Origin of the sequence: Ruminococcus sp. Marseille-P328 (assembly GCF_964249465.1) — a bacterium.
Lineage (GTDB): Bacteria > Bacillota > Clostridia > Lachnospirales > Lachnospiraceae > Blautia_A > Blautia_A faecis.
The window spans coordinates 180,224-200,465 of the sequence record NZ_CAXUBQ010000002.1 but is presented as its reverse complement, the minus strand read 5'-3'; the positions used below and the strand labels follow the sequence as shown (position 1 = coordinate 200,465).

Sequence of the window (20,242 nt, the reverse complement as noted above, 5' to 3'; positions counted from 1 at the left end):
GGAAATGATTTCTTTCATAGAGGCCTGCAACGGAATGACCGTACAGCAGCAGAAAGCCTGGATAAAGGATTACAAGCTTTCTCACAAAACATCTCCCAGCTATCAGCCTGCTGAGATGATCCACCGGGAAAAAACTTCCTCTCAGTTTTATGGCTTTGCCTATACCGGAAGCCTTGCTCCTGATCCGGAGCAGATTCTTCTGGAAGCCAGCCGTGGAAAAGAAATTCCTACCTGGATATTGAAATTGCTTGTGCATCTTCTGAGGAATTTTGGAGAACACCAGATCATTGTCTCCCTGACTCAGGAGAAGCATGCCTTGTTCCAGGCTCTTCTGAACCGCTATCTTTCCGACAGCACAGCTCTGTCTGAGAATATTACTCTGGTGTGCCCGGACAGCGAAGAATACGGCAAGGCACTTGCACTCTCCGGCTACGTGATCACAGACGGACCTTTGCCCTACTATTTCCGGAAGGAAGAGGGGCAGTTTGTGTTGCTTTACTGCGGACACAATCTGTATCCGGAAACCGTTCTGAACACACCGGATTCCACCGCTGATACAGGGCTTTGGCAGCATACTATATTTATGGCAGACTGCCTGTATTTTAACAATGTACAGAACCGGGATATTTACCTGCAGGAATGTATGACAGCTAATATCTGCAAAACGCCCTACATTATCGGTTCTTCCACCCACATTCCGGTGATTCCCAATGAATCACACAGGGAAAAGCTCCGCCGCAGCTTGCAGATGGATTCCATGCAGACTATTTTGTATGCGCCGCTGCTTCCAGGGTCCTATATTGCGGACACCGAGCAGACATTCCGGAATTTCATGGCAGCCCTCTACATATTTGACTGTGAACTTTCCGATCATCAGGTTTTGTATCTGCATCTGGATCATGAGAGGGAAATTGATTTTTCTGAATTTAGACATATAAAAGAAATGCCAAAAGATTTCGATGTACCGGATTTCGCTGCGGCGTGTGATATTTTTATATCGGATTATCACAATGCACTTTCTGCCAGATTCACCACAGGCACACAGATTCTGCGATTTCTGTGCGGTACATTTCTTCGACACGAAAATGCAACCAGTGACCATCAGACTGTACCAGCTGCTCCTGTCCTGCAGGAAACCACTTCCTGTCTGCCCGAGAGCTCTGGAGCCTGTTTGAAAAATCATTCCTGCAATCTGCACTCCACACTTTGCGATATATTTCACCCGGAATATCCTGCATTTGATAATGTACCGGAGTTAGTACGATATATCGGACAGTTAGAACTGATGTCTGAGAAGATGGCCACAAATGAAGCTTTACATTCAGCACTTTTTGACCAGTTTACTTCTGATACAGACCGTGTGTTCGATTCCCAGGAGCACAATTGGAATTCTTCGAAAAAAAGCTCTCTGCAAATGGAAAATAATCATAATTTACAGGCCACAAAGAATTCCTCCGGAGAAGCCACTACTTTCGAGGAATCCCCACAATATCTTCTCACAGATATTGCAGATTCTCTCTTAAACGGACGACCGCTGCCCTATTATGCTCCAGCTTCTTCCGATGATGTACCGGCACCGCGCACACGCGTCCTGTTCTTTACAGGGCGGAAGCTTTCCCAGAATCTGGTTCGGGATTTTAATGCCCTGGCAGCACAGGCACCGGAAAAAGAATTCTGGCTTGCATACAATGATTTCCGCAATACAGACTCTGCCAAATATCTGGCACAGTTATCACCAGACTGTTCCAGCCTGCCATTGAAGCCGGATCCCGAGAAAGGTAACCGCTGGAAGCTGGCAAGTGTGCTCACCAGCCGGATGGGACTTTTCTCATTCTATCCATTGTCCCATATTTTGGCCTTGGGGAAAGAAGAATATAAGAAATGTATGGGAGAGACACGATTCGACGAAGTCGTGATCACTTCTACAGATAGTATAAAAACGGTTGCTACGCTTCTGGCAGCTGCGCCAAAAGCGTCCTATACTTTTGACACCTTTAACCCAGAGCGCTACAGTACCTCAAGACCTTACAGACACCAGATTGCATTTCTTTGCAGAATGTTAAAGGATACAGGAAGTCTGGAATTACCTGCCGAGCTTACCGGATTGAAGCTGACGCAAAGCTCTGGCAAAAATAAAGATAAGGGAATGCTCTAGAGCGTGTTTGAAAAAGGCTTTCTGCAAGATGTACGTCACAATTTGTGGGAATGCTTTTTTATAACCCATTCCTTACGAAAGGATTTACCTATGAAATTAACCACTATCATCCCGGTTCACAATGCTGAGAAATACATCACAGCTACTTTGGACAGTGTATTGCAGCAGGATCTGGAAAATCCAGAGGAGCTGGAGGTGATCTGTGTGGATGACGCATCCACCGACGCTTCTGTTGCCCTCATAAAAGATTACCAGCAAAAAGACTCCCGCATCCGCCTTTTCCTCAACGAAAAGACCCGGTTTGCAGGAGCCTGCCGAAATAAAGGAATCGAAGAAGCCCATGGTGATTACCTTCACTTTCTTGATGCAGATGACCTTGTAGAAAAAGGCGCCTACCAGAAATATCTGTCCATCGCTGAACAGGCTGATGCCGACATGGTAAAGGGCTGCGCCGTCTGCTTTGACAATGAGACCGGCGAGCTTTCCGATACCCCGCTTTTTGCACTGTCTGATGTGCCCGCTGAGTGCTTCGATAAGGTTCTGAATTTCCACCAGGCTCCCGAAATTTTCAGCCACATCAGTGTAGTTCCATGGAATGCCATTTACAAACGAAAATTCATTTTGGAAAAGGGACTTCGCTTCAACAACCTGGTCTGTGTCAACGACCGTTCCTTCTACAGTGAAGCCGTATTCACTGCCGACAGGATCTGGCTCACCCACGAGCAGATTGTCCGTTACCGTGTGAATAACAGCGCATCCCTTGTCGGAAACCGTGCCAGAAACTTCCATTGTGAATTTGATTCCTGGCAATTGATCATGAACCAATGTACCAAATACAATATTCAGGGCCGCGAGCTGGCCATCGTAATGGAGCGTGAGCTGATTGACATTTTTATCTGGTATCGCAAATACAAAAAAATCCCGGAGATTTCAGAAGAGATTACTGCGCAGACCCAGGCGTTTGCGCAGAAGCTTGACATTTCGCCTCTTGAAGCATTCCCGCCTTCTTTCAAGTGGTACTACGATTATCTCACTTTTCTTCCGGAATTTGAGACCCTTACAAAAAATTATAACAATATTACCCAATTCAAAAAACAAGCCAGACTAATCATGCCCCAGTGTGCCACCCTAGCCGACTTCCGCCACCACATCCAGGAAGCCCACGCCACAGACAGTACCTCTAAACGGTCAGGTGTATTAAAAAAACTGCTCTCTCATTTTAAACATTGAATTTTCGCTCTAATTTAGAAGCCACCAGTTCAGCTGGTGGTTTCTCTTTGATTTAACAAAGGGGCTTGTGATACCGCTCTAAAGGGTGGTATCACAAGCTCCCAATTCTCACGCACCTTCATTATTCGCCCTGCTCACCGACTTCTTCCTGTGCTTCTTTGCCTCATAAAGCTGCTGGTCTGCAAGGGAAATCACCTGCTGGATATCTGTTGAAATATTGGGGCGAAACTCGGCAATTCCAAGGGAAATTTCCACCAAGAAAGGCTTGCCGGATTTTTCATTAAACAGCTTACATGCCATCTTCACACGCTCCCGGAACTTCTCTCCGAAGTCGGCTTCCTCGCATTCCAGCATGATAATATATTCATCACCGCCCACACGGCCCAGAATATCATTGCTGCGCAGACATCCCTTTAATATTTCGGCAACACTCCTAAGGGCAAAATTCCCTGCCGGATGCCCCCAGGTGTCGTTAATCTCTTTTAAGTGATCCAGATCACCATAGATCATATATGCCCTCTGGCCATTCCCAGCCTGGCAAACCCGCTTGGTGTGCTCCATAAACCCGCGCAGATTCAGAAGTCCGGTCAGCTCATCATACTCGGAAATAATACCAAGAACGCGGTTTTTCTCCTTAATCTCTTCCATATCTCTGGACATCTCCAGCCGTCTGACTGCCTCAGCCTTGCTTATCTCCAGATAATGCAGGGACAGACCAATCTGCAGGCTGATCACATAGAAGAACGGGAAATCCTCCTGGTCAATGTCACAGGCCAGAAGTCCATACTGCTTCTCCCCGGAAAAAAGAAGAAAAACCATAAACTGGTGGCGCTCTTCGTCCTCCATCAGATCACAGATTCCGTTTTCCTTCATAACCAGAGGTCTTTCATAAGCCGCCTTGGTAATGATCCTGCCATTCTCATAGCTGGCAGCAAGATGAAGGTTATAAGGGCAGGTCCACTTCCGTTTGCCATCGTAAACAATCGGTTCATCCAGAAGAAAAAGATGAGTACATCTTGTATGAAGCTCCCGCATTTTCTCCATAATTTCCTTCAGAAAAGCCTGCTCGTCATCCATGCAGTCGTTTAAATCCCGGGCAAGAACCGGAATAAACCAGGATTTCCTCTGAAAACTGATCAGCTCCAGCTTCATTCCGGCAATGGTCTTATTCAGCCTGTGCACCTGGGCACCAAGCCCCACGGGTGTCTCTTTCTTCGAAACATCCTCTGACACACAGCCGCAGGACTCTCTTTTTACAAAAGAAACCGGCACGCGTCTGGATACCGCTTCTTTTCCGGGATCTTTTCCATCCAGGCGGTTCACCAGATCGTAGACTGCCATTTTACCCATAAGTTCTCCGTCCTGCTGGACTGTAGTAAGGGGCGGTTCCATCCCGGATGCACGCTCGCAGTCATCAAATCCGGTAATCATAATATCCTTGCCAACCACAAGCCCACGCTTCTCGCAGACACGATAGCCGGCAAAAGCCATCTCATCATTGGCAAATACAATGGCCTGAGCATCCGGGTTGCTATCCAGAAGGCGTTCCACCTGTTTGTCCACAAACTCGGAATAGTCCCCCTGGGCAATCATTCCCTGGGTTACAGGAAGCCCGTATTTCTTCATGGTTTCCAAATAAGCTTCCTTACGCTCAATGGCATCTGTGTTATGCTCCGGTCCTGCCATGAACAGGATTCTGGACAGATGATGCTCTTCCACCAGATGAGAAATGACCATCGCAATACCACCTTTGTTGTCACAGATCAGGGAGTGACAATTGGGCACATCCACGACTTCTGTAAGAAAAACCGTGGTGATCCCATTATATTTCCGGGCAAATTCGTTGGGATCAACCTCCCGCAGCTGGATTCCCAGTGTTCCATAATTAATGATCAGACCATCCAGTCCGCCGATCAGGCTGTAGTCATGTATGGTATTAAATTGATAGTCATAGGAATTTTTCTGTTTGCTGCCCAGGACATCTTCAAAAAAGTCCTTCGTCCGGGTTCCCAGGAAAAAACAGACATTTACATCCAGCTCTGACGCCGCCTCAGAAATCCCCTTGATATGCTCTTTTGGAAAATAGGTATGCACTCCTCCGATGAGAACTCCAAGATTATACCTCTTTTTTTCTTCCATCTTCACACCTCTCGCTGCAAAAATTTGATATTTTTTCTTTCTCCTTCATATCGCACTTCATCTGTTTTTCACGTTCTTTTTTATCCAAAATCAGCTTTTGGCTTTCGTCTATTATAACAATGTTTCCTATAGCATGTAAAGTCGCTTTTGTGAACTTTCGCTAAATATGTGAATATTTGAGCCCTTCATTGCAGTGCAGATTTTTTTCTGGTATACTTTAGACATCAAGCGCACATCTGCAAATTAAAGCAGTAAAGAATTGGACTTTATCGGTTATAGAGGCAGCTTGCAGGAATGATTTTCCAAACACACTCTGGCGCCTGATAGGAAGGATAAAAAAATGGCAATTAACCCCATGAAATTACTTGAACTTAAGAACCTGTGGAGCGCTTTTACAAGGCGTCACCCGAAATTCCCACAATTTATTTCAGCCGTGCAGCAGGCCGGCATTTCCGAAGGAACCGTGATCGAAGTTCAGATCACCATACCAGATGGCAGAACTTTCACTTCCAACCTGAAAGTACAGCAGGAAGACATTGAAGCTGTGAAAAGTCTACAGAATTACCAGTAAATATTTGGCTAAATTTCATCTGGATTTTACAATATTTTTGCACAAAAAAATTGTATTTTTATCGAAAATATTGTATAATATAGCTTAAAGCATTCCTGTTTGCAGATACATTTCCGCGAACAGCAGCCTTAAAGAAATGAAAGTGAGGGTTCACCATGAAACAGAACAGTATGTTAGCAATGATTCTGGCAGGCGGTCGTGGCAGCCGTCTTCACGATCTTACCAACAAAGTGGCTAAACCGGCAGTTTCCTACGGCGGTAAATACCGTATCATTGATTTCCCCCTCAGTAACTGTGCCAACAGTGGCATCGACGTAGTAGGCGTACTGACACAATATGAGTCAGTTGAGCTGAACAGTTATGTTGCAGCTGGCGGACGCTGGGGACTGGATTCCAAGGACAGCGGTGTATATGTACTTCCGCCTCGTGAGAAAGCAGACACCGGACTCGACGTATATCGCGGAACAGCCGACGCGATTTCCCAGAACATTGATTTTATAGATCAGTATGATCCGGAATACCTTCTGGTACTTTCCGGTGACCACATTTATAAAATGAATTATGACAAGATGCTTGCCTTCCATAAAGAGAGACAGGCAGATGCTACCATCGCCGTTATCGAGGTTCCTCTTAAGGAAGCCAGCCGTTTCGGTATTATGAACACAGATGGCGAGACAGACCGTATCACCGAGTTTGTTGAAAAGCCTCCGGTACCTGAGAGTAATCTTGCCTCTATGGGTATCTATATTTTTAACTGGAAGCTTCTTCGCAAGCTGCTTCTTGCAGATATGAAGAACCCGGATTCCAACCATGACTTTGGAAAGGATATCATCCCTACTCTTCTTGGCGATGAGAAGCGTCTTTTCGCTTACCGCTTCAAGGGCTACTGGAAGGATGTTGGAACCATAGATTCTCTCTGGGAGGCAAATATGGATCTTCTCAGCCCGGATAACGAGCTGGATTTAAGCGACCTTACCTGGAAAATTTACACCGAAGATGTAACCGCACTTCCGCAGTATATTGGCACAGAGGCCAGGATCCAGAATGCTTACATAACCCAGGGCTGTGTAATTGAAGGCGAGGTTACCAATTCCGTAGTCTTTACCGGAGCTAAGGTAAGACCAGGTGCAAAGGTAATTGACAGTGTACTTATGCCAGGTGCTATTGTGGAGGATGGTGCTGTCGTAATACGTGCCCTTGTTGCCAATGGCGTAAACATCGGCAAGGGTGCTCTTGTAGGAAGTGCTGACAGTGAGCACATCGAGCTGATCGCGAAACGAGTAAAGGGGGCCGAATAATATGTATAAGGCATTTGGAATTGTAAACTCATCATCCAGAAACATCCGTGTAGAGGGACTTGAGGACTACCGTCCAATCGGAGCTTTCTCATTCCTGGGCAGATACCGTATGGTCGACTTCCCGATTTCCAACCTGAGCAACAGCGGCATTGACCGCATTCAGGTCTACGTGAAAGAGAAACCAAGAACTCTGGTTTCCCATATCGGCACCGGACGTCATTATAACATTAACTCCAAGAGCGGACGGCTGCAGGTTCTTTTCACTGACAGCGACCAGAGAAACAATATCTACAACACCGATATTGCTTCCTATTACGAAAATATGGAATGTATCGAAGAAATGCATCATCCGTATGTAGTAATCACACCAGATTACATGGTTTATACCGCTGATTTTTCCAAGCTGATCGATCAGCATATTCAGTCTGAGGCTGACATTACCCTGCTTTATCACGCAGTAGACAATGCGAAGGATGCTTATCTGAACTGTAATATCCTGAATCTGAACAAGCAGAAGGGTGTGCTCTCCATTGAGCCAAACCACGGAAATGCCAAGAACCGCAATATTTTCATGGACACTTACATTATGAAGAAGGATCTGTTTATCGAGCTGATCCGCAAGGCAAAGGCAATTTCTTCAGCCTTTACTCTTGCAGACATTATCAATGAGCTGCATAATGAGCTGGATGTAAGAGGAGTTTCCCACCGCGGCTTCTTCGCTTCCATCACAGATTTCCAGAGCTATTACGACGCCAATATGGATCTGATCGATATCAAGGCTGCGCAGACACTTTTCGATCCGGAATGGCCAATTTATACCCGTACCAATGATTCCTGTCCAACTCACTATTATGAGACCGCCCAGATCCGCAACTCTGTCGTTTCCAACGGCTGTCAGGTGGAGGGAACCATTGAGAATTCCATTCTCGGTCGTGGCTGCATCATTCACAAGGAGGCCGTGATCAAAAACAGTGTGGTTCTTTCCGGTGCTGAAATTGGTGAGGGCGTACATGTAGAGAACCAGGTAGTAGACAAGATGGTCAAAATCCTTCATGTGAAGGAGGTTGTCTCAGATCCGGCACTTCCTGGCTACATTAAGAGAAGAGATATTCTGTAAATATTGCATTCCAGAGCCTGTTTGGAAAATCAAACACACTTAGGAAAAACAAAAGTCCCGAGCGGTTTTGTCCGCCGGGACTTTCTTTTTATATTCTTACCTGCTCCAGCATTTCCTCTACCCTGCCTGGTATACTGGTACCGGCAGTAACAAGCTTCAGCTGCACTCCAGGCAGCTCCGGAAATCTCAGAGCCTCTACCCTTCTGCACATTTCCTTCTGGATTTCGGAAAGCTCCTCTTCCGTAACCTTAAAAAATACTGTCACAAAATCATCTCCGGAATATCTGAGCACATCGCCTTTGCCAGCCGCAACATCCCGAAGCACACCAGCCACCTGACGAAGCACATCATCTCCAGCCTGATGTCCGAAATTCTCGTTAATTCTTTTAAAGTTCTTAATATCTGCAAACATAAGAGCTGCTGCATTGTCCATCTTGCTCAGCTTCTCCACATAATAGCGTTTATTATAAACTCCGGTTACCGGGTCTATATAAACCTTCTCCTTATGAATCCTTACAGATGACAAGATCTCATCCCTGGAATACCCATCTGGCATAAAATCACCATCTAACCTGGAAGCCATCTCCAGACAGCAGGGTTTCCCGTCAATCTCTACATACATGGATACCACCTGATATGGATCATCCCCTGCAACCTCAAGCTTTGTCATGCGCTTCCTGGTCTGCATGCTGAGTCTGGAAATACAGTTGCTGCATTTTTCCAGACAATTCCATATGTCTGAGCAGGCAGTTTCACTCTCCCACATTTTTCCGTCTTTTTCTATATGGATAACCTTATTCGTTATAGGATCTACATATCGGACCAGATCATAGGAGATCTGCAGGTACTGAAGCAGAAGCCACGCTTCCGTTCCATCTGTGGAGAAGCCGCATTTCTTAAATCGGTCATAAAAACTGGAAAATTCTGCGCTGCGGTCTTTTTCCAGGACTTTCAAACCTTCCTCCCGGACGTTTTCCATAACCATATAGTCATCCGTAATATCTGTCAGCTTTCCAACAATGCCTGTATAGCCTTTTTCAGCACCATCCGTCCAGATTACCCTGCATTGGCACCGGTAGTGGCAGGGATTTTTTCCATCTGTGAGCAAAAGATTGCTTACCACGTCCGGTGTTTCCCGGGTGGCCTGGGTAATCTTCCGGATAAGCCGTTTCAGGGATTGCTCCTCCACAAGATCTTTCAGCACACCGCTCTGCAATGGAGAAAATGAAGGTTCTGTAATCCCGCTTCGTTTACAGCCAGCCTGGTTAAAGGTGAGTAGCGGCGGTGAAATGGTATAAGTAAAAACAATATTTCTGCTGCCCTCCGCCAGGAAATTATAGCGCATTCTCTCAAATTCCAGCTGCTGCACAATTTTCTCTGAGGAATCCATCTCAAAATCGTGAAATCTGCTAGCAATATCAGAAAGGTCTGTCTGTTCATACCTTTCCTTGGATTTATAGCCCATTTTTTTCTTCAGGGAAGAAGAAATATCCAGAAGGCACTCCAGCATCAACGGATTAAATGCACCGCACTGTCCTGCCAGTATCATCTCGATGGCCTTCTCATGGGAATAAGCATCTTTATAGCATCTCTCACTGGTCAATGCGTCATATACGTCAGCTAACGCCACAACCTGTGCTGAAACAGGGATTTCTTCCCCTTTTAATCCATCCGGATATCCGCCTCCATCGTAGCGTTCATGATGCCAGCGGCAGATCTCGTATGCAGTCTTGACAAGAGGCTCCTCCTTCTGGTCAAGCGGCAGTTCTGACAGCATATTGGCTCCTGCCATGGAATGTCCCTTTATTACTGCAAATTCTTCGGCTGTAAGTCTGCCTGGCTTATTCAGGATTTCATCTGGAATACTGATCTTGCCAATGTCATGAAGCGCAGAGGCTGTGGTAATCATCCGGATCTGCTCCTTGCTCAGGGCATATCTGTTATTTTCCTTCTGAACCAGCTGGCGAAGGAGCATTTCTGTGATTGTCTGAATGTGCAGCACATGAAGTCCGCTCTCCCCATTGCGGAACTCCACTATATGAGAGAGGATATTGATCATCAGCTTGCTGCTTTTTTCTCTCTCGTAAATCTGATTGGAAACAATACTGGTCATTCGGCGCTGCTTGGCTCCAAGAAGTATGGCATTGGCCGAACGGCGTAATACCATATTTGCATCAAAGGGCTTTCCGATAAAATCAGTGGCGCCCAGATCATACCCACGTTTTATGTAAATAGGTGAATTTTCTGACGAAATAATCACAACCGGAATAGCATCAATCCAGTGTTCTTTATTCATATAAGAAAGAACCTCGAAACCATCCATGTGGGGCATAACAATATCCAGAAGAAGCAGGGAAATCTCCTCGGCCTGCCTCTGAAGGCAGTCAACTGCCTGCACACCGTCGTTCACCTGTATGATATCATATTCCTCTTCCAGAATTGCAGCTAAAAGTTCGCGGTTCATTTCTGAATCATCCGCTATAAGAATCTTTTGTTTAGTTATAACTTCACTCATTTTATAATTTCCCTCGCTGGTGCAGGTACCCCCCCACGCCAGTTTCCGTTTTACTGTTAAGCTGACAGCTTTTATAATATGGGTGCTATCATGTCCTGATATTTCTGTCGTTTCATGTGAATTTTTCTTCGGTCTGAAATTCTTAAAATTTGTTTTGGAAATTTCAACAGAACTGTCAAGATTTAATTATCGCAGTGCAGGTATCAGAAAGCTATCGTTCGCGGACTGGTCAATAGCTGCCTAAGTTCTTTCCGATCCTAACTTTACCTATATGAGTTTAACAGTCCACCGCATGAATGTCAACCATCTATAACTTTTTTTGTCCAGAGGATTTACACAGCTTTGAAATACCGTTACAATAGTTGTATTTGAAATATACTGATCACTGTTACCAGGAGGTTTTTTATGGAGATTACAAGACCTGATTATTATAAAGAGTTTTCCTGTATTGCAGGTGCCTGTCCCGACACCTGCTGTGCCGGCTGGCAGATCGTCATTGACGACAAAAGCCTGAAAAAATATAAGCGTGTGAAGGGTACTTTCCGGAATCGCCTTCATAATGATATTGACTGGAAGGAGAAGGTTTTCCGTCAGTATGAGAAGCGGTGTGCATTTTTAAATGAGGACAGCCTTTGCGACATCTACAGCGAGGTTGGAAAACGAATGCTTTGCGACACCTGTCGGAAATATCCGCGGCACATCGAAGAATTTGAAGGTCTGCGGGAATATTCCCTGTCTCTTTCCTGTCCGGAGGCAGCCAAGATTCTGCTTGGCAGAAGGGAAAAGGTAACCTTCCAGACAGCGGAGGTTCCCTCCCCGGAAGAAACTTATGATGATTTTGACTATATGCTTTTCACTGCCCTTGAAGATACCAGGGAATACTTTCTTGAGGTGCTGCAGAACCGGCAGATTCCCATGCGGCTTCGTATGTGGAAAATACTGGCTGCAGCCAGTGATTTCCAGCGCTGTGCAGACCGGAACCAGCTTTTCAAATGGGAAGAGATCCGGGAGCGCCATAAAGCCTCTGCATATGGCGAAGCCTTTACTTCCAAGGTGCAGAAGCATATGAATAAAAAGGCTGCGCCAGATGAACTTCTGAAGACCATGTGGAAGGCGGTTGTTCCCAAAATGGAGGTTCTCAGACCGGACTGGCAGGAATTTCTGAAAAAAAATTTACAGGCGCTTTATAGCAGTGCAGAGTCTTCCGGTGTCTCCCCCGCTTCTGTTTACTCTCAGAACCGGGCTGATTTCGAAAAGGCTTACCCTGACTGGAATATTCAGGAAGAGCAGCTGCTTGTGTATTGGATTTACACATATTTCTGCGGTGCTGTTTACGACGGCGAAATTTTCGCAAAGGTAAAAATGGCTGTGGTCTGTACCCTGCTGATTCATGAGCTGGATATGGGCGCTTACCTGAAAAACGGACGGGTGTTCTGTCTGGAAGACCAGATAGATATTTGTTACCGTTTCTCCAGAGAGCTGGAGCATTCGGATCTGAACCTGAATGCGTTTGAAGATTTACTTGCTGCTGATAAGCTGTTTGCTCTGGAAAACATGCTGAAAATCTGTTAACAGCTAAAATTTTCGTTTGCAACTACAAAGGAGGAATCTTGCCATGTCATTACCAGTTATCATCCGCCCGGCATCCCCAGAAGATGCAGAGGCGCTCCTTTCCATTTATGCACCTTATGTAAAGCACACTGCAATTACCTTCGAGTATGAAGTTCCCTCTGCAGAAGAATTCCGGAAGCGGATTGCACACACACTACAGCATTATCCTTATCTTGTAGCCGAACGGGAAATAAACAGCTCCGCACCAGACATCAAGGATGAAGGGAACTGCAGTGCATGTACTGAAATTGCAGGCTACGCCTACGCAGGACCGCTCCACGCCCGGGCAGCCTATGCCTGGTCTGTGGAAACTTCCATCTATGTAAGAGAATCCGAAAGAAAATCTGGAATCGGCAAGGCGCTTTACGCTTCTCTGGAAAAAGCGCTTGCCGCCCAGAATATGACCAACCTGAATGCCTGCATCGCCAGTCCTGTAGTGGATGACGAATATCTGAACCATAACAGCATTCAGTTTCATCAGCATCTGGGGTATTCCATGGTAGGAGAATTTCACAAATGCGCTTACAAGTTCGGGCGTTGGTACAATATGGTCTGGATGGAGAAGATCATCGCCGATCACCCTGACAGACAGCCCGATGTGATTCCCTTTGCACAGATTCCTCCAGAGATTTACTGCTGATTTTAAATGCTTAACAGATTGAAAAATACTTCAATGCTGTATGCGGACTGTTCCCCCCTTAAATAACAGCTTATTAAAACACCCGGGAGCAAATACTCCCGGGCTTTTCACTGTCTTCAATATTCTGTTTATATCTTACTCTATCGCAGTCAAAATCTCTCCCACTGCTCCCACAATCCCTTCTTCCGGATGCATTGCGGTAAGCTGGGTGAGTTTGGCGGCGTTGGAAATCTTCTTGTCCAGAATTTCCATAATGGCTACTTTCTCCATGTATGGGATTTCAGCCTGGTTGAGAAGGTTGAATACCTGGGTTTTCACATCATTCTCACGAAGCTCCGGAGCTCCCAGAGTAATGATGATTTCAGAGGTTGCAGCGGTTTCCGGAACACTTACCGCCAGGCAGCCAAGTGCTTCATCGTACTTTTTAGAAGCTTCTACCCCTGTACCTTCCACTTCTACGGTAACCTCGGTGTCCTTCACACCCCAGAACTCTACAGTCCAGGTTCTCTTCTGCGGGATCAGTTCCAGCCTGCCCGCTGCCTTGTGGATGACGAAGCGGCCAGTGCTCCACTTCAGATCCATGTCTGTGAGAACGCACTCGTCTTTCAGGTAAGCGTTGGACTCGTTGTCGTCTTCGTAAAGCTGGAAGCTGCCGTCTGCACCGCCGTATACACGGATGGTCATAGTTTCCGGATTTCTGGCTGCTTCCTGTCCAAAGATTTCCTCAGTCATCGGCACAATGGCACCTGCTTTTGCCAGAACCGGTATGGAATGAAGGTCACGGTACATATCCATCTCTCTGTCGCCGGAGTATACCAGACCTGTGAAGAAATCAATGTAAGTACCCTCTGGCAGCCATACATGAGTCCTGGCTCTTCCTACGCCCTGGACAGATTTCTCCGTAACAGGCGCTACAATAAATGCGGTTCCATACTCATATTCATTCTTCACTGTGTAAGCCACCTGCTCTGCCGGATATGTGTAGTACATTGGCAGAATCAAAGGCGTGTTCTCTTTATATGCTCTGTAGTTCATAGTATACAGATACGGAAGCATCTGGTGACGGAGTCTTAAGAACTCCTTCATAACCTCACCGATCTCCATAGGGAACTGCCACGGTTCTTTTCCCATAAACTCATTTTTGCTGCTGTGCAGACGGTTAATTGGAGAAAATACGCCAAGCTGTACCCAGCGAAGTGCCAGCTCATTGTCGCGATAGCCAAGCATATGCCCGCCGATATCGTGGCTCCACCAGTCATATCCAATATTGGAAGCTGTGCTGGTAAAATAAGGCTGGAAATTCAGGGACTCCCAGGTTACGATACTATCACCGGAGAAGCCTACTGGATATCTGTGTGAACCAGGTCCTGCATATCTGGAAAAAGTAAGAGGACGTTTTCCATCGCGGGCATTGTCCAGGTAATGATAGTGGTTCAGCATCCACAGTGGATCCAGACCAGGGACCTTCGTGATATTGCCCTGCTGCCAGTCGATCCACCAGAAATCAACGCCTTTGTTTTCCTCTGGATGAAGCACACATTTGAAATATGCTTCCAGGAATTTGCGGCTTGTGATGTCAAAATCAATGGGAGCTTCGTGTTCGGTATCTACATCTCCCAGCTCCTTCGCCATAGCCGGATATGCTTCCTCGAAGGCGCGGATTCCACCAGCTGGATGAAGGTTTACAGAGATTTTCATTCCATGGTCATGAAGCCAGTTCATAAAACGCTCCGGATCCGGATAGTACTTTTTGTTCCAGGTATATCCGGTCCAGCCACTGCCATATTTGGGATCCACTTCCTCTACCAGGTGCCAGTCCATATCCAGAACACCAACAGAAAATGGGATCTTCTCTTTCTCAAAGCGGGTTACAAGCGCCTTGTAGCTGTCTTCTGTGTAAGCGTAATAACGGCTCCACCAGTTTCCAAGGGCATATCTTGGGAGCATAGGAGTTTTTCCTGTGAGACGGTAAAAATCATTCAAAGCTTCTTTGTAATCATTTCCATAAGCGAAAACATAAATGTCCACCCCATCTCCTGTGCGCACCTGAGTCCATCCGTTTTCATCCAGAACCAGAGAATGGCTGTCATCGATCTGAGAACAGCCGCTTCTGGACATCATTCCCTCCTGAAGCTGGCATTCCCCATCTACCTCATCCAAAGTTCTTGCTGTTCCGCCAAGATTGTCACCCTTTTCCCCATAATACCATACTGCACCATAGGCGTTCTGACCGCCTACTGCGTTTAAGTTCAGACTGTTTTTGGTAAAAGGTCCGCCGGCATAAGTAACATGCATTCTGTCGGTAAAAAGCTCGAAGCCTTCCCCCTTTTTCTCAATGCGAAACTCCACTGGATCAAATTTACGGTTCCATACGATCTGGGTTGGACGGTCTTCGAATTTGCCGTCTTCCCGGTACTCCATTCGGATCAGGCAGGGAGTCAGCAGGGTGAAGCGGTATTTATCACCCTGGATGGTGTTCTCCGGTCTGCCAATTGGTTCCATCGTCCACAGATTATTCTCAAACATATATGTATCCTCTCAAACTCTTAAGGTTTTTAGTTGTTTCTATATACGTTTTCTACTGCTTTTTCAACCAGTAAAAACTGCTGCTACACTTTTCTTTCTGCCCCTCTGATTTGCCATGGTCAACCTCCTGAATTACAGATTCTCTCCGTTTGTTTCGATAATATTTTTGTAGAAATATGCGGAATCCTTCCAGATCCGCTTCTGTGTATTGTAGTCTGTATAAACAAGTCCGAATCTCTGGGAATATCCGTATGCCCACTCGAAATTGTCCATTACGGACCATGCGAAATATCCTGCCAGATCCACACCGTCCTCAGCTGCACGCTTGTAAGCGCCAAGATAACGAGCCATAAAATCTACGCGGGCCTGGTCGTGAACCTTTCCGTCCACACCTACCCAGTCATGGGAAGCCATGCCATTCTCTGTGATCATAAACGGCTTCTTATAACGCTCCTGCATAAATTTTGGCGCCCAGTACAGAACCTCCGGAGTTACCGGCCAGCCAATTGCAGTCTGTGGGAAACCATCGTAACGTGCTGCGCGGACTGCTTTTCCATCCTCACCGGCACGAACAGTTACGGCATTGTAAATGTTCTGTCCAAAAAAATCAAGTGGCTGTGAAATCAGCTTCATATCGGCATCTGTTACTTTCGGGAAAAACTGTCCAAATTCTTTCAGAATATCCTCTGGATACTGTCCCAGATAAACCGGATCACAGCAAAGAGCAACGTCCCAGCTGCAGGCTCCGATGGAGTTCTCCGGGAGACTGAAGTTTGCTTTTCTTGCGGCTTCAATATCTTCCGGCTTGTTTGTTTCCGGAACATAAAGGGCTCCACATGGTGCCATACTGATCTTTACAGGCTGTTTGCTGAACTCACGAAGCGCTTCTACTGCACGTCCATGGGCTTTCAGTACGTTGTGCCAGATACGGAAATAATCGGATGGGCCAACCTTCAGGCCTGGTGCATGCTCACCGGTCTGATATCCAAGGCCAACTATGCACTGCGGCTCATTGATGGTGAAGAAATTCTTTACTCTGTCTGAGAAATGCTCTGCCACTACTTTTGCATACTCGTAAAACCAGGATGGAGAATTTGGATTCATCCAGCCGCCCTGTAAATGAAGTGCGTATGGAAGATCCCAGTGATATAAGGTAACAAATGGCTCAATTCCGTTGTCCAGAAGTTCATTGATCAGGTTGTCGTAGTATTTCAGACCTTTTTCATTGACTGCGCCTGTGCCTTCCGGCATGATGCGCGCCCAGGAAAGAGAAAAGCGGTATGCTTTCATGCCCATTTCTTTCATGATCTGAACGTCTTCTTTGTAGCGGTGATACTGGTCGCAGGCTACATCACCTGTCTGGTTCTCATAAATGTGTCCGCCGTCTTTGCAGAAAATATCCCAGATATTCAAGCCTTTTCCGTCCTCATAAGCAGCGCCTTCTACTTGGTAGGAAGCGGTTGCACCGCCCCAGATAAAATCTTTCTTAAATCCCATGGTGTAATTCCTTTCTCTATTATGTAGGGGAGAATTTTTCAAATGCGTGTTTCGATTCTCCTGATTGGTTGATCTATGTCTCGTAACATTTTATGCGATCGCTCTATTTTTACTTTTGCTTAATTCTACAAACCTCTGTCTACCAGCAAAAATTACGTATCTGACGTTTTGTTGCGGATTTCGAATATTTGGAGGATTGCGGGAGCAGCGTAGCTGCGTAGCAATCCGGGTATCAAATGAGTGGCAAAAGACCTTTTGACACCCATATTATTTTATTAATGATATGTATGATAAATATCGTAAATCCGGACGCCGTCTCTGGAAATCTTCTGGTTTTCCACCGGCACAAGTGTGACTGCTTCCTTGTCTGTAAATGCAACCACATTCTCATTCCAGATGGTATCCGCGCTGATTCCCTCCAGCATGCAATATGGAACAAAAGTATCTGTCTGAATGGAAACGCTTCCGTCTGCATTCTCAGTAACCTTAAATGCAGGATCTTTCAGTTCCAGATATTTGACTGGGACAAATGTCTCGAATTCTTTCTTGGAAACCTTCTGTCCGTTCTGTTCATACTCATATTCGGCAACAAAGAATACGCTGTCATCACGACCTGCGATCAATTCCTTGTATTCTTTCTCAAACAGGCATTCCGCACTGAGTGCAGGTACTTTTTTGGATACTTCCTGCTCCTCGATCACCTGGAAGTCCAGTGTTTTCACCGCGATTTTCGCTTTTACCGTTATCAGGTCAAGTGTCTCGTTTGAAATCCAGAAGCCCATGTGAGTCTCTTTTTTCTCAATGCTTCCTGCCACATTGTCGCAGAAGCCTTTTGCCATATAATGGAGGGCCTTGTATCTTCCGTAATAGTCCATACTGGACCAGGACGCAACCGGCCAGTTATCATTGAACTGCCAGTAAATACTTCCCATACATCTGCCGCGGTTTCTTCTCCAATGCTCCGTTGCTTCCTTCATGGCGTATCCCTGAAGAATCTGGCTTAGAAAGATCAGGCTTTCCAGGTCTTTCGGATAACGGAAGGTCTCAGATAAATAATATAGAATCTTACCGTTTGCCGCCGGATTTTTCTGATGGCTCTCCATAACTCTGGAGAAAAGGTTGCGGTCTTTCTCCCCGGTAAAGGTCTCTACTGTCTTGATAGATGGAAGAGACTGGAAGCCGAACTCGGAGCAGAAACGGAAATAGTGCTTCATGTACTCACTGAATGGTTTCTGACCATGCCATACATCCCAGTAATGGCAATCGCCGCGGTTCTCATCACATGGATTGTCAAAGCTTCCTCCTGATGATGGGGAAGACGGCCAGTAGAATGCATCTGGTGCATTTTCTTTTACCACATCTGCAAGGAGGAATTCGAACTGATACAGGTAGTCTCTCTTAAGAGACGGTGCATGTCCCTGGACATCCTTCCAGTCTGTCCATGCACATTCCAGCTCATTGTTTCCACAGATCAGGCCAAGGCAGGCATGATTGCGGAAACGGAGGATATTGTCTTTTGCTTCAATTGCAATATTCTCTGCAAAGTCCGGTGTTACGTCGTAAATGTTGCAGGCGTACATCAGATCTTCCCAAAGGAGAATTCCGTATTCATCGCAGAGAGCGTAGAATTCGTCGGATGGATAATATCCGCCGCCCCATACGCGAAGACAGTTAAAGTTTGCAAATACGCAGGCATTTACATCGCGCTCCAGGATTTCCCTGGTAATTCTTGGGTAGAAGCAGTCATCCGGAATATAATCTGCACCTCGGGCAAAAATCTTTACGCCGTTTACCATAATGGCAAATTCCTGGCCCCACTGGTCATCCTCACGGGATACCGTGACAGTGCGGAGACCGATGCGGTATTCCCTGGTATCAAGAACGGTCTCGCCGGCTTTCAGCTGGATCGTCAGGGTGTATAAAGGCTGTTTGCCGTAGCCGTTTGGCCACCACAAAGCAGGGTTTGTTACTTTTATATCAGAATCGGTGCCAGTGTAGATGAGAGCACCGGATGGGTCACGGAGTTCGTAGAAAAGCTGTAAGCCGCTGACTCCGGGCTGTGCGCTGCCGCCAGATTCTGGCTGTGCTGCTGAATTTCCATTTGACTGCATAGCAGTATTTCCAGCTTTTACAACCTGTCCATCTGCTTTCTCAATTTCACTTCCAATATGAAGTGTCACGGCTCCATCCACATGCTCCTGGCGGATCAGGGATTCGCCCAGTCTTGCAGTATCAAAGCAGCAAAGCTCCACACCGCGGAAAAGTCCCGCATCTGGAAGCTTTGGGCCCCAGTCCCAGCCGAACATGGAGTGTGCTTTACGAATGTACTGGCTTCCAGGGGTAGTTCCGGTGTTGGTAAAATGAATCTCTCTTCCTTTCTCCGGCTTGTAAGTCTCAATAAAATTTACCGGAGAGGCGATATGAAGTTCCAGAAGGTTCTCGCCTTCTTTTACCAGTTCTTTCACCTGGTAGACCCAGGTGCGGTGCATGTTCTCAGTATGTCCAAGCTTCTTTCCATTTAAAAAGACATCTGCCACAGTATCAATTCCGTAAAAGGTAAGAAGAATCTCCTCACTGGCAATCTCTTCTGCGCTTACAGAAAAAGTGCTTCTGATGTCAAAATCATTTTTCCAGAATTCTGTCCATTTGTACTCATTCATTCCATAATATGGATCCGGAAGAATTCCTTCTTTGCAAAAAGTCTCCATGGCGGAGCCGGGCACATTCATGTCATACCAGGTGTCCTGGCCGCTGATGGATATCTGAAAATTGTCTTTTAAGTCTCGCTTTATCATATGGTTATCCTTTCTTGTCAGCAAGCCGTTCAAAAATATTAAGATATGTAAATATAATTTAACAGTCCTATGAAGCAATGTCAACCATATACCAGTGGAGATTGTTACTGTTTATGATTTACTGTTCACGCCGACCAGTAACACGCTT

13 protein-coding genes are annotated in these 20,242 nt (G+C 46.1%); 6 read left to right on the top strand and 7 right to left on the bottom strand.

Features of this window, described 5'->3' with window-relative positions:
- Window positions 1–715 precede the first annotated feature (715 nt).
- Both ACESTK_RS02830 and ACESTK_RS02825 read right to left on the bottom strand, forming a co-directional pair.
- The gene (locus ACESTK_RS02830) at window positions 716–1,198 is read right to left on the bottom strand and encodes a hypothetical protein (RefSeq protein WP_373118578.1); all 483 of its coding nucleotides are present in this window, start codon (window positions 1,196–1,198) and stop codon (window positions 716–718) included.
- A gap of 898 nt (window positions 1,199–2,096) precedes the next feature.
- Window positions 2,097–2,207: a DUF6783 domain-containing protein gene (locus ACESTK_RS02825; protein ID WP_368072598.1), complete on the bottom strand. Its 111-nt coding sequence runs from the start codon at window positions 2,205–2,207 to the stop codon at window positions 2,097–2,099.
- Between the two features lie 38 nt (window positions 2,208–2,245).
- On the opposite strand from ACESTK_RS02825, the gene ACESTK_RS02820 reads away from it, so the two are divergent.
- Window positions 2,246–3,385, top strand: a complete 1,140-nt coding sequence (locus ACESTK_RS02820) for a glycosyltransferase family 2 protein (RefSeq protein ID WP_373118543.1) — start codon at window positions 2,246–2,248, stop codon at window positions 3,383–3,385.
- Between the two features lie 108 nt (window positions 3,386–3,493).
- Here ACESTK_RS02820 and ACESTK_RS02815 read toward each other — a convergent pair whose 3' ends face one another.
- Window positions 3,494–5,524, bottom strand: coding sequence for a diguanylate cyclase domain-containing protein (locus ACESTK_RS02815; RefSeq protein ID WP_373118540.1), 2,031 nt, complete (start codon window positions 5,522–5,524; stop codon window positions 3,494–3,496).
- Window positions 5,525–5,864: 340 nt separating this feature from the next.
- Here ACESTK_RS02815 and ACESTK_RS02810 point away from each other — a divergent pair, with 340 nt between their 5' ends.
- The 3 genes from ACESTK_RS02810 (at window position 5,865) to glgD (ending at window position 8,510) form a co-directional block, all read left to right on the top strand.
- Entirely contained in the window at window positions 5,865–6,095 is a 231-nt protein-coding gene (locus ACESTK_RS02810) for a hypothetical protein (protein ID WP_207728031.1), read from the top strand.
- A gap of 155 nt (window positions 6,096–6,250) precedes the next feature.
- Window positions 6,251–7,393, top strand: coding sequence for a glucose-1-phosphate adenylyltransferase (locus tag ACESTK_RS02805; RefSeq protein ID WP_187565796.1), 1,143 nt, complete (start codon window positions 6,251–6,253; stop codon window positions 7,391–7,393).
- Between the two features lies 1 nt (window position 7,394).
- Window positions 7,395–8,510: a glucose-1-phosphate adenylyltransferase subunit GlgD gene (gene glgD / locus ACESTK_RS02800; RefSeq protein ID WP_373118537.1), complete on the top strand. Its 1,116-nt coding sequence runs from the start codon at window positions 7,395–7,397 to the stop codon at window positions 8,508–8,510.
- A gap of 88 nt (window positions 8,511–8,598) precedes the next feature.
- On the opposite strand, the gene ACESTK_RS02795 is transcribed toward glgD, so the two are convergent.
- The gene (locus ACESTK_RS02795; RefSeq protein WP_373118535.1) at window positions 8,599–11,025 is read right to left on the bottom strand and encodes an HD domain-containing phosphohydrolase; all 2,427 of its coding nucleotides are present in this window, start codon (window positions 11,023–11,025) and stop codon (window positions 8,599–8,601) included.
- Between the two features lie 405 nt (window positions 11,026–11,430).
- Here ACESTK_RS02795 and fliB point away from each other — a divergent pair, with 405 nt between their 5' ends.
- Both fliB and ACESTK_RS02785 read left to right on the top strand, forming a co-directional pair.
- Window positions 11,431–12,597: a flagellin lysine-N-methylase gene (gene fliB / locus ACESTK_RS02790; RefSeq protein WP_195590326.1), complete on the top strand. Its 1,167-nt coding sequence runs from the start codon at window positions 11,431–11,433 to the stop codon at window positions 12,595–12,597.
- Window positions 12,598–12,640: 43 nt separating this feature from the next.
- Window positions 12,641–13,276: a GNAT family N-acetyltransferase gene (locus ACESTK_RS02785; protein WP_204452393.1), complete on the top strand. Its 636-nt coding sequence runs from the start codon at window positions 12,641–12,643 to the stop codon at window positions 13,274–13,276.
- A gap of 135 nt (window positions 13,277–13,411) precedes the next feature.
- Here the strand turns inward: ACESTK_RS02785 and ACESTK_RS02780 are convergent, their stop codons facing one another.
- The 3 genes from ACESTK_RS02780 to ACESTK_RS02770 all read right to left on the bottom strand — a co-directional run bounded on the left by ACESTK_RS02780 (window position 13,412) and on the right by ACESTK_RS02770 (window position 20,094).
- Window positions 13,412–15,802, bottom strand: coding sequence for a TIM-barrel domain-containing protein (locus ACESTK_RS02780; RefSeq protein WP_373118532.1), 2,391 nt, complete (start codon window positions 15,800–15,802; stop codon window positions 13,412–13,414).
- A 132-nt stretch (window positions 15,803–15,934) separates the two neighbouring features.
- Window positions 15,935–17,299 (bottom strand): GH1 family beta-glucosidase, encoded by a 1,365-nt coding sequence (locus ACESTK_RS02775; RefSeq protein ID WP_373118529.1) that lies wholly within the window; start codon window positions 17,297–17,299, stop codon window positions 15,935–15,937.
- Window positions 17,300–17,574: 275 nt separating this feature from the next.
- Window positions 17,575–20,094, bottom strand: coding sequence for a glycoside hydrolase family 2 protein (locus ACESTK_RS02770; RefSeq protein ID WP_373118526.1), 2,520 nt, complete (start codon window positions 20,092–20,094; stop codon window positions 17,575–17,577).
- Between the last annotated feature and the right edge of the window lie 148 nt (window positions 20,095–20,242).